This window comes from Herbaspirillum sp. NPDC101396 (assembly GCF_044767365.1).
GTDB lineage: Bacteria > Pseudomonadota > Gammaproteobacteria > Burkholderiales > Burkholderiaceae_D > Herbaspirillum.
On record NZ_JBIWNT010000004.1, the window covers coordinates 753,646 to 766,346 of the forward strand.

The 12,701-nt window shown below is 63.3% G+C and carries 13 protein-coding genes; all 13 read right to left on the reverse strand.

Features of this window, described 5'->3' with window-relative positions; all coding sequences use genetic code 11:
• Window positions 1-15 precede the first annotated feature (15 nt).
• Genes ACIROY_RS17275 through ACIROY_RS17335 form a run of 13 tightly spaced genes read right to left on the reverse strand, consistent with a single transcriptional unit; the run spans window position 16 to window position 12,581 of the window.
• Window positions 16-1,254, reverse strand: a complete 1,239-nt coding sequence (locus tag ACIROY_RS17275; protein ID WP_402276920.1) for an NAD(P)/FAD-dependent oxidoreductase — start codon at window positions 1,252-1,254, stop codon at window positions 16-18.
• Window positions 1,238-3,673 (reverse strand): MMPL family transporter, encoded by a 2,436-nt coding sequence (locus ACIROY_RS17280; protein ID WP_402342670.1) that lies wholly within the window; start codon window positions 3,671-3,673, stop codon window positions 1,238-1,240. The genes ACIROY_RS17275 and ACIROY_RS17280 overlap by 17 nt, the downstream gene beginning before the upstream one ends.
• On the reverse strand, window positions 3,666-4,295 hold the full coding sequence (locus tag ACIROY_RS17285) for an outer membrane lipoprotein carrier protein LolA (protein WP_402342673.1): 630 nt from the start codon (window positions 4,293-4,295) through the stop codon (window positions 3,666-3,668). Before ACIROY_RS17285 ends, ACIROY_RS17280 begins: the two co-directional genes overlap by 8 nt.
• The gene (locus tag ACIROY_RS17290; RefSeq protein ID WP_402342675.1) at window positions 4,292-4,753 is read right to left on the reverse strand and encodes an acyl-CoA thioesterase; all 462 of its coding nucleotides are present in this window, start codon (window positions 4,751-4,753) and stop codon (window positions 4,292-4,294) included. The genes ACIROY_RS17285 and ACIROY_RS17290 overlap by 4 nt, the downstream gene beginning before the upstream one ends.
• Window positions 4,746-6,335: a histidine ammonia-lyase gene (hutH, locus tag ACIROY_RS17295; protein ID WP_402276929.1), complete on the reverse strand. Its 1,590-nt coding sequence runs from the start codon at window positions 6,333-6,335 to the stop codon at window positions 4,746-4,748. Before hutH ends, ACIROY_RS17290 begins: the two co-directional genes overlap by 8 nt.
• On the reverse strand, window positions 6,322-7,311 hold the full coding sequence (locus ACIROY_RS17300) for an acyltransferase (protein ID WP_402342678.1): 990 nt from the start codon (window positions 7,309-7,311) through the stop codon (window positions 6,322-6,324). The genes hutH and ACIROY_RS17300 overlap by 14 nt, the downstream gene beginning before the upstream one ends.
• Window positions 7,308-8,054: a glycosyltransferase family 2 protein gene (locus tag ACIROY_RS17305; protein ID WP_402342681.1), complete on the reverse strand. Its 747-nt coding sequence runs from the start codon at window positions 8,052-8,054 to the stop codon at window positions 7,308-7,310. The genes ACIROY_RS17300 and ACIROY_RS17305 overlap by 4 nt, the downstream gene beginning before the upstream one ends.
• Window positions 8,051-9,868 (reverse strand): AMP-binding protein, encoded by a 1,818-nt coding sequence (locus ACIROY_RS17310; protein ID WP_402342684.1) that lies wholly within the window; start codon window positions 9,866-9,868, stop codon window positions 8,051-8,053. Before ACIROY_RS17310 ends, ACIROY_RS17305 begins: the two co-directional genes overlap by 4 nt.
• Complete coding sequence (locus ACIROY_RS17315) at window positions 9,861-10,418, reverse strand: hypothetical protein (RefSeq protein ID WP_402342687.1); 558 nt, start codon at window positions 10,416-10,418, stop codon at window positions 9,861-9,863. The genes ACIROY_RS17310 and ACIROY_RS17315 overlap by 8 nt, the downstream gene beginning before the upstream one ends.
• Window positions 10,405-10,701, reverse strand: coding sequence for an acyl carrier protein (locus ACIROY_RS17320; RefSeq protein WP_402276941.1), 297 nt, complete (start codon window positions 10,699-10,701; stop codon window positions 10,405-10,407). The genes ACIROY_RS17315 and ACIROY_RS17320 overlap by 14 nt, the downstream gene beginning before the upstream one ends.
• Window positions 10,702-10,711: 10 nt before the next feature.
• The gene (locus ACIROY_RS17325) at window positions 10,712-10,978 is read right to left on the reverse strand and encodes a phosphopantetheine-binding protein (RefSeq protein WP_402276943.1); all 267 of its coding nucleotides are present in this window, start codon (window positions 10,976-10,978) and stop codon (window positions 10,712-10,714) included.
• Between the two features lie 3 nt (window positions 10,979-10,981).
• Complete coding sequence (locus ACIROY_RS17330; RefSeq protein WP_402276945.1) at window positions 10,982-11,812, reverse strand: lysophospholipid acyltransferase family protein; 831 nt, start codon at window positions 11,810-11,812, stop codon at window positions 10,982-10,984.
• Window positions 11,805-12,581: a beta-ketoacyl synthase chain length factor gene (locus ACIROY_RS17335; protein WP_402342690.1), complete on the reverse strand. Its 777-nt coding sequence runs from the start codon at window positions 12,579-12,581 to the stop codon at window positions 11,805-11,807. Before ACIROY_RS17335 ends, ACIROY_RS17330 begins: the two co-directional genes overlap by 8 nt.
• Between the last annotated feature and the right edge of the window lie 120 nt (window positions 12,582-12,701).

The following is a 12,701-nucleotide window of genomic DNA, read 5'->3' on the forward strand; positions in this document are numbered from 1 at the left end:
AGAGATCTGTAAAACTCAGGCGCATATGCTTTCCAGTGCGGTCAGGCGACGCTTGCTTTCGCTCACGAAAGGATTGCTGGTATCCCAGGCGTAGCCGGCCAGGATCGATGAAATCATGCGGCGGATGGCAGGCTCCTGCTGTTGGTGGAAGATGATCTTCTGGAAGCCGCCGGCATACCAGGATTCGACGAAGGTGCGGAAGGTGTTGACGCCATTCTTCAGGGGGACCGCGTAGTCGGCTTCCCAGTCCACGTTTTCGCCGGCGAGCATGCGCGTGAGGGTGTCCGCGGCCAGACCGGCGGACTTCAATGCAATCGTCACTCCAGAAGAAAAGATCGGATCGAGGAATTCACCGGCATTGCCGAGCAGCGCGAAGTTCTTGCCCCACAGCGAGGTGACGTTGGCGGCATAACCGGAAATGGCGCGCGCAGGCGTATCCCATTCAGCGTGCTGCAACAGTGCGCGCAGGGCCGGGTCTTGCATGACCAGCGTGCGCAGTCTGTGCGTTTCGTCGCCGGCAATGGTGGCCAGGAAAGACGCTTCGGCCACCACGCCGATGGAGCAGCGTCCCTGGGCAAAGGGGATTAGCCAGTACCAGACGTCGTGATGTTCGGGATGCACCGTGATGCGGATCTTGTTGCGATCGAATTGCGGATCGCGGATGCCGTCGGCGATATGGGTGAAGCAGGCGCCGCGCAAAGGAAAGCCCGATGGCCGCTCGAGGTCGAGCAGGCGCGGCAGCACGCGACCGAAGCCGCTGGCGTCGAGGATGAAACGGGATTCGATCGTATACTCGCGGCCGTCGGCGTCGCGTACTTGCGTGCGCGGACGGTCGCCGGCCAGGTCGACTGCGGTGACGCTGTGGCGATAGCGTATCTCCGCACCCTGGAGTTCGGCTTGCTGTGCCAGCAGGTGGTCGAAATCGGCGCGCTGCACTTGATACGTGGTGCCCCAGCCCGGCGAATGCTTGTCGCGGAAGTCGAAGGCGGTCTGGCGTTCGCCGCAGACGAAGGACGCGCCGTTCTTGAACTGGAAGCCGTGCTCCACGACTGCTTGCAACATGCCGGCCTGTTCCAGGAAGTCCATGCTTTGCGGCAGCAGGCTTTCGCCGATGGAGAAACGCGGAAACTGCTCGCGCTCGACTACCAGCACCTGATGGCCGCGGCGGCGCAACAAGGCTGCGGCCACCGCACCGGCCGGACCGGCGCCGATGATGAGGATGTCATGCTGTTCGATACTATTGTCTGGTTTCATGAGGGCTCGAAGAGGAAGAAGCGGCGCCGCGAAAACACGGCGAAATGAGCCAGACCAGGGCCATGCCGATCAGCATGGTCAATCCGAATGCATGCAAGGGAGGACTGTTGCTTAACGCCAGCAATCCGAAGGAAAGCAGGGCGCTGATCGCCGACAGGCCCACCGTCAGCCACGAAAAGCGCGGGTGACGATCGGTTGGCTCCTGGAGGAAGATGCCGTAGTCGACACCAAGTCCCAGCAGCAATAGACAAGCCAGCACGTGGAATAGTTGCAGCGGCTGCCCGATCAGGCCGAACAGCGCCAGCGTCGACAGCGTCGCCAGCAGCGGCGGGGCGATTGCCCGCCAGGCGGCGCGGCGATAGCGCAAGGTGAGCAGCAGGAAAATGGTGAAGTAAGCCGCCAGCAACGCCCACGTCATGTACTCGCGGTAATAGCGCAGCACCGCGGAAATATCGGCCACCTTGTCGACCCATTGCACACCGTCTGCAGGGGCTGCGGCAGCTGCCAGCAGCGGCAACTGCCGATAATCGCTGAGGCCGCGTACGGCCACGATGCTGGCGTATTGCGCGCCGGTTTTCCCCAGCCACAGATGACGCCATGGTTGCCCCGCCGGCGAATCGATGAAGGCTTGCGGCAGCAGCGGTTCAGCGTGGGCCGACAAGCGTTGGCGCATGTCGTGCACCCATTGGGCGGGTTCGTCGATGGCGGCGGCGATGGCGGCAAGCGGACCTTGCGGCATCAGCAGGGTTGCGGCGATCAGGTCATGATCGATGCTTTGTTGCTGTTGTGAAGGCACCCAGTTGGAGACGGCCTGCACGCCGCTGATCAGTTTCTTGCCGATCAGGTCTTGCAGTCGTTGCTTCAGTTGTTCCTCGCGCTGCAGGACTTGTTCGGCCGTATCGCCGCGCACCAGATAGAACTGAGCCGGCGTCGGCGTGTCGAGCAGCTTGCCGAGTTTGATCTGATCGTCGATCAGGCGTTGCGGCGTCTTTTGCAGTGCGCGGATGTCGTCGCTGACGGTCAGGCGCATCAGCCCCACGGCGGTAAAGACGGCGAACGCTGCCAGCAGCAGATAGCCGTTGCGGTTGGCGCGGAAGTGCGGCCAGTGACCGATGCTGTGGCTGCAGCGATCAGCCAGCGCAGTGCTGCGCAAGGTATCGGCGTGGATCAGCGTTGGGAACCACAGGATCACGGTGAGCCAGGCAAACAATAATCCGAGCACTGAAAACACCGCCATCTGACGCAATCCGGGGAAGGGCGTCAGCGCCATTCCGAGATAGCCGATGACGGCGGCCAGCAGCATCAGCGCAAGGCCGGGCAGCAGACGGCGCAGCAAGGTGCGCGAATCGATTTGCGCTGCGGTGCCGAGCCGCGCGCACAGAAAATAAATCGCATAGTCCTGAGCAATGCCCACCAGGCTGGCGCCGAACACCAGCGTGAGCAAATGCAGGCGGCCGAACAGCAGCCAGCTGACCGACAACGCGCCGAGGCAGCCGATGGCGATGGACAGGGCAATCAGCGCAATCGGCTTGAGCGAGCGGAAGGTCAGCCACATCAGCAGCACGATGCCGATCAGCGAGCCGGCGCCGATGGTGGCCATTTCGCTGCTGGCCTGCTGGCTGCCTGCAGCGGCATGCAGGATGACGCCGGCAGTGATGATTTCCGCAGCGGGAACCGCTTGTTTCGCAGCCTGGCCGGCCTGATCAAGGAGGGGAATGACTTGCTGCTGGGCGGAGATCGAGAACGCCGACTGCTGCAGGTTCAGCAGCAGCAGCACATACGAGCGACCGCCGCTCTCGACGAACAGGCGGCCGTCGCGCGGGCGCACCGGGGTTTCCTGTGCGCGCGCCTGTACCCAGCCGCTGAACAGGCCGAACGGGTCATCCTGCCACGCGCCCAGCCGCGGTCCGCCGAAAGCGCCGTACATCGTGCCGAGCGCCAGCTGGCCCCATTGTTGCGGCGAGTCGTTGCGCAACTTGCTGCGTTGCTGGGGCGTCAGCAGCATCAGGCGGCTCCGGTCGAAGCTCGCCAGCCAGTCTCCCTGCAATTGCGCGGCATCGCCCGCCATCGGTTGCAGCAGCGCAGGCTTTTTGCGAATGACGGCTTCATAGGCCGATGCGGCCTGCGTCGCCTTGTCCCAGTCTGCGTCGCCAATGAGGACCACCACTTTTTGCTGGGCACTATCGACCATGTGCACAAAAGCCTGCTGCATCACGTCGTCATGACGCGAGGACGGCAGCAGGGCAAGGATGTCGGTGTCGGGGCTGGCGCGCTGCACCAGCCACAGGTAAGCGTTGTGACCTAGCAGCACGGCAACCACCAGCAACCACGCCAGCGCAAGAGCGCGCCCGGCGCTGCGCCGGGATTTACCCGGCGGGGTGGCCGACGTGCCGGCTTCCTGGTCGGCCGGTTCAGTCAAACATCGCTCCTTCTTCCGCGGTCATGGCCTTGTCGCCGGTCTGGATGGCGGAGAACACGATCTCGGTATGGTCGCCCGAGGCTTCCTGCATGATGACCTTGTTGACGTAGGCGCCGCCTTCGAGGCGGATGTCGCCGATGGCTTTGGCCAGGCCTGGTTCGCGCGCCTTGAGGGCGACATTCCAGTTGCCGTTCCTGATGGCGCCGTCCAGTTCAAAGAGTTTGTCGAGCTGGCTCAGGTCGCCGGCCAGCAGCGAGAACAGCACGTTGTTAATCATCTTGACGACCGGCTCCTGCTGCGCGTCCAGGCGCATGGCGACGCGGCCGTTCTGCATCTGCACGATGGCGTTGCGCGTAATGCGCAGGGTGCTCGGGAAGGGTTGCAGCGTCTGCCACAGGATGCCCTTGCCGGCAGCGACGCAGAAACGTCCGTTCGACAGCAGCGGCTTCTTGATGCCGGTCAGTTGTTTGGTCTGATCGAAGCGGCCGCACATGACGGCGGGCTTGGTCAGCGCAGCCTGGATTTGTGCGACCGGGGCGGCAGCCTCGGCAATCGTGTTCGCTGCTGTGAACACGGCGAAGAATGCAGCGCAGGCCGCCAATTTGCGGAGAGTCATAGTCATGTCGGTTCCGGATAAGGTAAGCCCAGCTTTTGCCACAACACCGGCGGACTGAGGAAGCACATCTCGCGTTTGTCCATCTGCACCGCCACCTGCGAGGTGACGCCGCGTGTCAGACGCTGTCCGCTGACGGCGTCGGTGACGAGGTATTCCATCTTCAGGCGGTTTTCCCATTCGACGATGGCGGCGCGCACCTTGATGCGCTGGCGGAAGGTGGCAGGATTGGAATATCGCACCTGCAGGTCGATGATCGGCCACATGTAGCCGGATTCCTTCATCTCGTCGTAGTTGTAGCCGATCTTGTCGAGCAGCGCGCAACGGGCCGCTTCAAAATATTCGACATAGCGGCCGTGCCAGACCACTTCCATCGGATCGATGTCGTAGAACTGGACTTGCAGTTCCACTTCACCGCTCCATGGCGAATTGGCCGGCGTGATTTTCCCCTGGGGCAGCTCAGTCATACAGGCTCCAGGTGCGCGCGCGGATGCGATCGAGCAGCAGGCGCAGGTCGGGTTCCAGCATGCGGTCTTCGGCGATCGGCGCGATGTCGGCGCATAGCGCTTCCTGCATCTCCGCCAGACGGCCGCCGGGCAGTTCGGCCAACGGGATTTCCGGGTTCTGCTCGTTGCGCAGCCACACGCCCTGGCGCACCGTGATCAGCAGCGCCGCCACGACTTGTTCGGTCAGCTCCAGTACGCGCAGGCAGTCGCGCGCGGCGATGGTGCCCATGCTGACCTTGTCCTGATTGTGGCACTCGGTCGAGCGCGAGAATACCGAGGCCGGCATGGTCAGTTTCAAGGCTTCCGCGGTCCACGCCGAGGAGCTGATCTGCAAGGCCTTGAGGCCATGGTTGATGGCCGCGCGCGGGCCTTTCACACCGGACAGATTGGCCGGCAGACCGTTGTTGTAGCGGTTGTCGACCATCAAGGCCATCTGACGGTCGAGCAGGTCGGCGATGTTGGCGACGGCGTTCTTCATGCTGTCCATGGCGAAGGCGATGTGGCCGCCGTAGAAATGGCCGCCGTGCAGCACGCGCTCGTTGTCGGGATCGATCAGCGGATTGTCGTTGGCGCTGTTGAGTTCGTTTTCGATATAGCTGCGCAGCCACGGCAGCGCATCGGTCAGCACGCCGATCACATGCGGCGCGCAGCGGATCGAGTAGCGGTCCTGCAGGCGTTTTTCATTGCGCAACGGCTGGTCGCAGCGCAGGTCGGACTGCAGCCAGCCGGCTACCTGCTGCTGACCGGGATGCGGCTTGACCGAGAACAGGGTGGCGTCGAAATGGTGGGCGTTGCCGTCCAGCGTGAAGCTGGCCATGGCGGTAATGCGTGTGGCCAATTTGCAGAGGTATTCGGCGCGCTCGTAGGCCATGCACGCCAGCGCGGTCATGACGGCGGTGCCGTTCATGATGGCCAGGCCTTCCTTCGGACGCAGGCGCAACGGCGTCAGGCCGGCAGCTTGCAGTGCGATGGCGGCGTCGACTTGTTCACCGCGATTTTTCTCTGGTCCCCATACTTTGCGTTCGCCGCACAGCACCGCCGCCAGATAGGACAGCGGCGTCAGGTCGCCGCTGGCGCCGACCGAACCTTCTGCGGGGATCAGAGGTAGAAGGTCGTGCTGCAACAGGGCGGCGATCTGGTTCAACAGCCCCACGCTGACACCGGAGTAACCCTTGCTCAGCGAAGTCAGCCGCGCCGCCAGGATGGCGCGCGTCTGTTGCGGCGAGAACAGTTCGCCGAGGCCGCAGCCGTGATAGGTGTAGAGATGATGCGGCAATTCCGGCACCAGTTCCGGCGGTACGTTGACCGTGCACGAATCGCCGTAGCCGGTGGTAACGCCGTAGACGGTGCCGTCTTCGCGCAGCAGGCGATCGAGGAAGTCAGCGCCGCGCTGGATGCGTGCGAGGAAGTCCGGCGCATCCGATAAGGCGGCGCGTGCGGAACCGGCGGCGATCGCATTGACGTCTTCGATGCTCAGGGGTTTGGAACCGATGGTGACGAAAGCGGCTTGGTTCGGCGATGTCGGTGTATCAGTGGGGCGCATGGCGGTTGTCCGGGGAAAGGGACGTCTGGGGCTGAGCCCAGAAATCATAGAAATTGAACCATTGCAAAGGCGTTTGCAGGCAATGGTGCTCGAGGCGGGCGGCGTAGTCGGCCGCCAGTTCGCTGAACAGCTGTTCGCGCTGCTTGCGCGGCAAGCTGATCTGCTCACGGAAAGGTTCAAAGCACAAGGTCGCGCCATCGCGCGTACGTTGCGAAAACATCAGGTAAGTCGGACATTCCAGCAGGCTGGCCAGCACATACGGGCCGACCGGGAACGGCGCCTCGGCGCCCAGGAAGTCTGCCGTCACCACGCGCGGCCTCGGCGAGACCGGCACCCGGTCTCCGGCGATCACGACGAACTCGCCGCGTGCGACTTTTTCCGCCAGCAGCACCGCTGTGGCGGGCGTCATCTCGGTCACCTGGATCAGGTCGAGCTGGCTGCGCGGATCGAGCTGCGCCAGCATGCGGTTGAAGGCTTGCGCGTGTTTGGTGTGCACCAGCACGGTCAGTTTCAGTTCCGGGTGATTGCGGCCGGCCACGCGGCACAGTTCCAGGTTGCCGAGATGCGTGCAGATCAGCAGGCCGCCGCGCTTGGCGGCGACCGCGTCGGTGACGATCTGGCCGCCGCTGACGGTGACTTTGTCCAGCGGGAACAGGCCGCCCCACAGCAGCATCTTGTCGAGCAGGCTCTCGCCGAAGGCGGCGAAGTGGCGCAGCGCGCCGCTCAGCCCGGAAGGAATACACAGGTCGGGACGACGGCGGCGCACGCGCGCCAGGTAGTCGAGCGAGGCTGCGCGCGCGACCGGATTACGGACCATGTACCAGAGCAGCACCGGATACAGCATCAGGCGGAACGGCCAGCGTCCGAAGATACGAAAGACCGCAAACAGCAGGCGCATGCCGCCGACGAAGCTGACTTCGTTGATGTGCGCCCAGTGGCGGCCGGATTCAGCTGCGGGTTTCAGCGTTTCGCTCATGCGGCGTTCTTCCTCAGTTTGCGCGCCAACAACAGCGGCAAGCGCCACAGCATGCCAAAAAACAGTACGGTGTGCATGCGTGAGATCAGCACGTTGTCGAGCCACATCTTGAAGTGCGAAACGCCGTCGCTGGGGTAGCGCACGCGCGTCGGCAGGTTGATCACGCGTACGCTGCGCCAGTGCAGGCGCACCAGGATCTCGGTGTCGAAGTCCATGCGGCTGCCGATCTTTTGCCGCGCGGTCAGTGCAGTGACCACCGCCAGTGGATAGACGCGGAAGCCGCACATCGAATCACGGATGTCGAACGACAGCGTGTTGATCCACACCCAGACGTGCGTCAGGTAGCGTGCATACAGGCGTCCCTTGGGCACACTGTCGTCGTAGATCGGGCAGCCGTTGATGACGGCTTGCGGATGGTGTGCGGAGAGTGCGGTGAAGCGGGCGATGTCGGCGGCGTCGTGCTGGCCGTCCGCATCGATTTGCAGGGCATGGCTGTAGCCGTGTTGCGCCAGATGATGCAGGCCGGTCAGCACGGCGCCGCCCTTGCCGCCGTTGGCCGCAAGACGCAGCAGCGTCACGTCATGCGGATGCTCGGCGGCCAGACGGTCCAGCACGGCGGCGCACATGGCGTTGCTGCCGTCGTCGACCAGCACGCAATGCAGTCCATGCACCAGCACCGCCGCGAGCACGTCGGGTATGGCGAGCTCATGGTTGTAGACGGGGATCACGACGCCGGTTTTCATGCGGCGTCGCCGAACAGGATGCGGCCGCTGGCATGCTGGCCGCCGACCGAATGCAGGCGGAAGGCCAGCGTGTTTTTCTGCGTATCATTTTCAAGTTCCAGCGTGAGCGTCGCGCCGGGTGTGACGACGCGCTGGAATTTGAGCGCCTGCAAGGCGTGGAAGCGCGCCGGCAAGTCGAAATATTGCCGCCCCAGCGCCAACGCCCAGTCGAGCTGGACCACGCCCGGCAGGATGGGCGCTTCGGGGAAATGGCCGTCGAAGTACAGCAAGTCCGGCGGCACGTGCAACTGCAGGATGACACTGCGGTCGTCGCGTTGCAGCAGGGTTTGTTCGGGCCACAGCGGACGTTTTTTCGGTATTGAAGCGGTAACTGCAGCTGGAGTTTGTTCAAGCAATGCCGTCAGCGCCGCCACGGTGATTTTGCCCTGCGTATTGGCGGGCAGGGCGTCGAGGTAACGCCACAACCGCGGCAGCGCCACGCTTTCGATGGCGTCGGCCAGGACCGCACGCAATTGCGTGTTGAGCGCCAGCTTGCCTTGTTGGTCGAGCAACGTACGCCCGGCCCCGGTCGGCACCACGAATGCGGCGATACGTTCGCGTCGCGAGGACGATGGCGATGGCGATGACAACGACGACGGCGATTCCTGATGCACCAGCACGCGTGCTTCCGCCACCAGCGGCGAGGCCAGCAGGAGCCGTTCGATCTGGTCCAGCGAGATACGTTTTTCTTCGAGCTTGACGATACGGTCGGCGCGGCCGCGCAGGTAAAACCCTTGCGCCGTGTCTTGTCCGTTGCTGAACTCGACGCGGTCCGCCATGCGCAGCCATTGGTCGTCGGGCAAATGCGGCGAACGTACTTCGAGGCAATCGTGTTCCTTGTTGAGTCGCACGTCGACCTGCGGCATCGGCTGCCAGCTGTCGTCGCGCGCCGTCCCGGCAGGCTCCTGCTGCCGGGGCTGGCGCCAGGCGATGCCGCCGGTTTCCGAACTGCCGTAGATTTCGATGGGGCGATGACCGAGCAGTTGCTGCGTTGCCGTCGCCGCGTCGGGCAGCAATGGTCCGCCCGAAGAAAAGACTGTCTGCAGTCGGGTGATGTCCGGCCGGACCGGGCTGTCTGGCAGGCGCTTCAGGTGCGCCGGGCTGGACAGCAGCAGCCAGGGACGCTGCGGCACGATCGCGGCGAGGTCTTCGGGGAAGAAGGCGCTGCGGGCATGGATCGCACGTCCGGCCGCGAGCGGCCACAAGACCTTGAACAGCAGGCCGTAGATGTGCTGGTGCGAGACCGTGGAGACGATGTCGGCTGAACCTGCCCGGGCGCCGAACAGGGCCTCCAGCGTGGCGACTTCGGTCGACAGTTGCGACAATTTTTTCGGAATGGCCTGTGCGGTGCCGGTGCTGCCGGAGGTGTAGACCACCAGGACCGGCGCATCGCCGTCGAGTTGTTGCGGTGTGCGGGCCTGGTCCATGGCCGCAGGCTCCGGTGACTGCACTGGTTGCAACGCTGCATCGAATTCGCCGACGAAGCCGTCGACTTCCAGCGCCAGCGCCTTGCAGGTTTCGGCCAGCGTGTCGCTGGGCAGGTAGATGGTTTTGCCGGCTTGCCATGCACCGAACAGGGCGGCGGCGAACGCTATCGTGTCTTGCAGGTAGAGCGCGAATCGGGTGCCCGGCCGGCGTAACAGCAGTTGTCGCCAAGCATCGGTTTCACGTGTGAATTGCACGTGCGTCACGGCGTCGCCGCCGCGCCAGCCGGTCACATGACTGTCGGCGCGCGCAGCCAGCGGCAGTGCCGGCACGTGGATGAAATCAGGCATGGTGTTGACGCCTGACATAGAGCCGGACCAGGTATTCGCCGGCAAACAGCGCACCCATGAGCAGGTAGGCAATGAGTCCGGTATATAGCGACCAGACCGCTTCCGACGCCCACACCGCCGTGGCGAAGGCGATGCTGCCGTTGAACGCGAAGAACAGGCACCAGACCTGGGTCACGCGGCGCGTATAGGCAATGGCGAAGGGCGGCAGGTCGGGATCCTGGATGCGTGCAATGCGTTCGATGATCGATGGCGGGCGCAGCAGGCTGGCGCCGAACAGGGTCAGCATGCCGATGCTGATGGCGACCGGATATAGCTTGAGTGGCAGCAGCGCGTTCCAGAACAGCGCGGGCGCCGCCAGCAATAGTGCAGCCAGGCTCATCCAGCGATAGCGCTGGCCCATCCTCAACGTCAGCAGGCGCAGCGCGGCCACGCCCAGCAGCACCAGCGCGAGCTGGCGCGGTTCGATCCTGCCGTGGGCGTACCAGATCAGCAGTGGATAGGCCAGGATGACCAGCGTGGTCAGGACCTGGGCCGTCTCAGGCCTTTTCATCAACCTTGTTCACGTTATCCGCATGCAGCAGCGTCGCCAGCACGTCGACCACATCCTGCACAGTGCGCACGGTGCGAAACACGTCGGGCTGTATCCGCTTGCCGGTCATCTGGTTCAGTTTAACCACGATGTCGACGGCGTCGATGCTGTCGATGTCGAGATCGGAATACAAATTGGACTGCGGCGTGATCTTCGCTTTGTCGAGTTCAAACATCTCGTGCAGCATGTCGACGATCCAGACGGTGATCTGGTCCTTGGTCATGGAGGGCGCTAAGGTGGTCATGATGATTCGTTTATTGTTGGCGATGGCTGGCAATGAGGGCGGCAAGCGATTGCACCGACGCGAAGTGCTTGCGGGTTTCTTCCGAGTTCGCGGAGAGGGCGACGCCGTAGCGCTTTTGCAACGCCACGCCGAGTTCCAGCGCATCGATCGAATCCAGCCCGAGGCCGTCTCCGAACAAGGGAGCGGCGGCGTCGATGTCGGCGGGACCGATGTCTTCCAGTTGCAGAACGTCGATGATGAGTTCTTTGATTTCTTGGTCAAGGTCAAGACTTGGCATCGCCTAGCTTTCTTTCATGAAATAGTTTTGCAGGTAGTACGTAAGCTGGCGCGCGGCGAGGGAAGGGTTGCCGGCGTCGCCGGTCATCCCGGGGATATCGCGGATATCGATATCCTTCTGAATCTCGATCTCGAAGTGTGCCATGGTTGCCGGCACTTTCCACCATTTGTTACCTTTGCCCAGCGTCGCCGGCGTACAACGGATGATGACCGGCGTAATCGCACAAGCGCCGCGCACGGCGACGTTGGCGGCGCCGCGTTTGAAACTCATGTTGCCGTCGGCAGGGGTGCGTGTTCCTTCGGGGAAAATGATCAGGTTACCGCCGTTGCGCATCGAGCTGATGCAATCGGCCACCAGTTCCGGTCCGTGGGCATTGCTGATGTAACCGGCTGCGCGCACCGGGCCGCGGGTAAAGGGGTTGCGCCACAGGGCGCTCTTGACGATGCAATCGGCCTGCTTGACGAAGGCCATCAGCAGGACGGTGTCGATCAGGCTGGGATGGTTGGCCAGGATCAGCAAGCCCTTGCGCTGCAGGCGTTCCTGGCCTGAAATACGGTAGCTGAGCACGCCCAGTCCGCTCATCAGTTCGACGAAGGCCCGGAAGGCCAGGCGGATGATGCTGCGCGCCCAGGCAGTGCGGGTTGGCTCATCGCGCACGATCAGGTTGAGCAGCGGGAAGATCACAATGCGCAGAACGAGGCCGCCGACGCCGAAGGCGGTGAAGCTGATCGCCGTACCACCTACGCGCCAGTATTTGTTGAGCAAACTGTTCAGCCGTTTGAGCGATAGCTGTATCGCCCCGACGGTCGTCGGCTTGCCCGACCGGTCAAGCATGACGACTCCAGCACCAGCGGCGGCCGTCGGCGGCGCGCGTCAGTTCGGCATCGCGCCGCAGGAAGAAGCGCAGGATATCGAGTCCGCCCGGCAAGGCGTCGTCGGACTGCGGTGCGCTTGGGGCGTTGGCGTCGGCGGCAGTCCACGACAGCGAAAGTCGTTCGCCGGCATGGGCTTGCGCCTTGTCATCGGCCTGCAGCAACCATGCCCAGGCAAATCCCTGTTCGGCGCAATCGCTGTAGGCGGAGAAGATTTCCGGTGGCGGACTGTCGGCCATGACCAGCAAGACCTGTTGCGCGCCGTCGGCAAGCAGGCCGCAGGCTTCGATGAGCGCGTGTTCGACGGTACTTGCTCCTGCTGCGATAGCGATGTTATTGCCGCGATCACCGCGTGCAATCGACCACAGCCCGCCATTGGCGTTGTGTACTGAAAGGCTGAATGCGGTCGGCGACAGCGGCGCATGCTGCGCCAATTCTTGCAGCAACTCGACCGAGCGGGCGCATTCACCGTGACGCGAGGCGAAAATTACCGGGAGATCTGCTGTGGCGTGTTCGGGCAGGCAGGCATAAGCCGTTTCGAGCGCCATCTTGCCGGTGACGCTGGCGCGACGGCGCAGCATCGGAGGCATTTTTGCGACTTTGGGGTCGGCAGCCGCCGTATTTGTCTGCGCACGGCCGTGAGCCCACTCCAGCCAGGCGGCGGCGGTGTCCAGACCGGGCGCCCAAGCCGTATGCGATGCGACAGAAAAACTGACATCCCCAAAACGCATATTTCTATTCGATGCTATCGATTGACCATGCTCTCTTCGCTGACGTTATCTTTATTTCAATATCGTGGCCAGGCCAGGACAGAGTTGATAATCGCTGCGATCCCCTCGCATTTTTTGTTA

What these genes read in the sequence shown, in the direction of transcription:
- ACIROY_RS17335 (WP_402342690.1), bottom strand. Translation starts at nt 12,581, where the DNA reads ATGCGTTTTGGGGATGTCAGTTTTTCTGTCGCATCGCATACGGCTTGG.
- ACIROY_RS17285 (WP_402342673.1), bottom strand. Translation starts at nt 4,295, where the DNA reads ATGACTATGACTCTCCGCAAATTGGCGGCCTGCGCTGCATTCTTCGCC.
- ACIROY_RS17300 (WP_402342678.1), bottom strand. Translation starts at nt 7,311, where the DNA reads ATGAGCGAAACGCTGAAACCCGCAGCTGAATCCGGCCGCCACTGGGCG.
- hutH (WP_402276929.1), bottom strand. Translation starts at nt 6,335, where the DNA reads ATGCGCCCCACTGATACACCGACATCGCCGAACCAAGCCGCTTTCGTC.
- ACIROY_RS17325 (WP_402276943.1), bottom strand. Translation starts at nt 10,978, where the DNA reads ATGCCAAGTCTTGACCTTGACCAAGAAATCAAAGAACTCATCATCGAC.
- ACIROY_RS17315 (WP_402342687.1), bottom strand. Translation starts at nt 10,418, where the DNA reads ATGAAAAGGCCTGAGACGGCCCAGGTCCTGACCACGCTGGTCATCCTG.
- ACIROY_RS17320 (WP_402276941.1), bottom strand. Translation starts at nt 10,701, where the DNA reads ATGACCACCTTAGCGCCCTCCATGACCAAGGACCAGATCACCGTCTGG.
- ACIROY_RS17330 (WP_402276945.1), bottom strand. Translation starts at nt 11,812, where the DNA reads ATGCTTGACCGGTCGGGCAAGCCGACGACCGTCGGGGCGATACAGCTA.
- ACIROY_RS17310 (WP_402342684.1), bottom strand. Translation starts at nt 9,868, where the DNA reads ATGCCTGATTTCATCCACGTGCCGGCACTGCCGCTGGCTGCGCGCGCC.
- ACIROY_RS17275 (WP_402276920.1), bottom strand. Translation starts at nt 1,254, where the DNA reads ATGAAACCAGACAATAGTATCGAACAGCATGACATCCTCATCATCGGC.
- ACIROY_RS17290 (WP_402342675.1), bottom strand. Translation starts at nt 4,753, where the DNA reads ATGACTGAGCTGCCCCAGGGGAAAATCACGCCGGCCAATTCGCCATGG.
- ACIROY_RS17305 (WP_402342681.1), bottom strand. Translation starts at nt 8,054, where the DNA reads ATGAAAACCGGCGTCGTGATCCCCGTCTACAACCATGAGCTCGCCATA.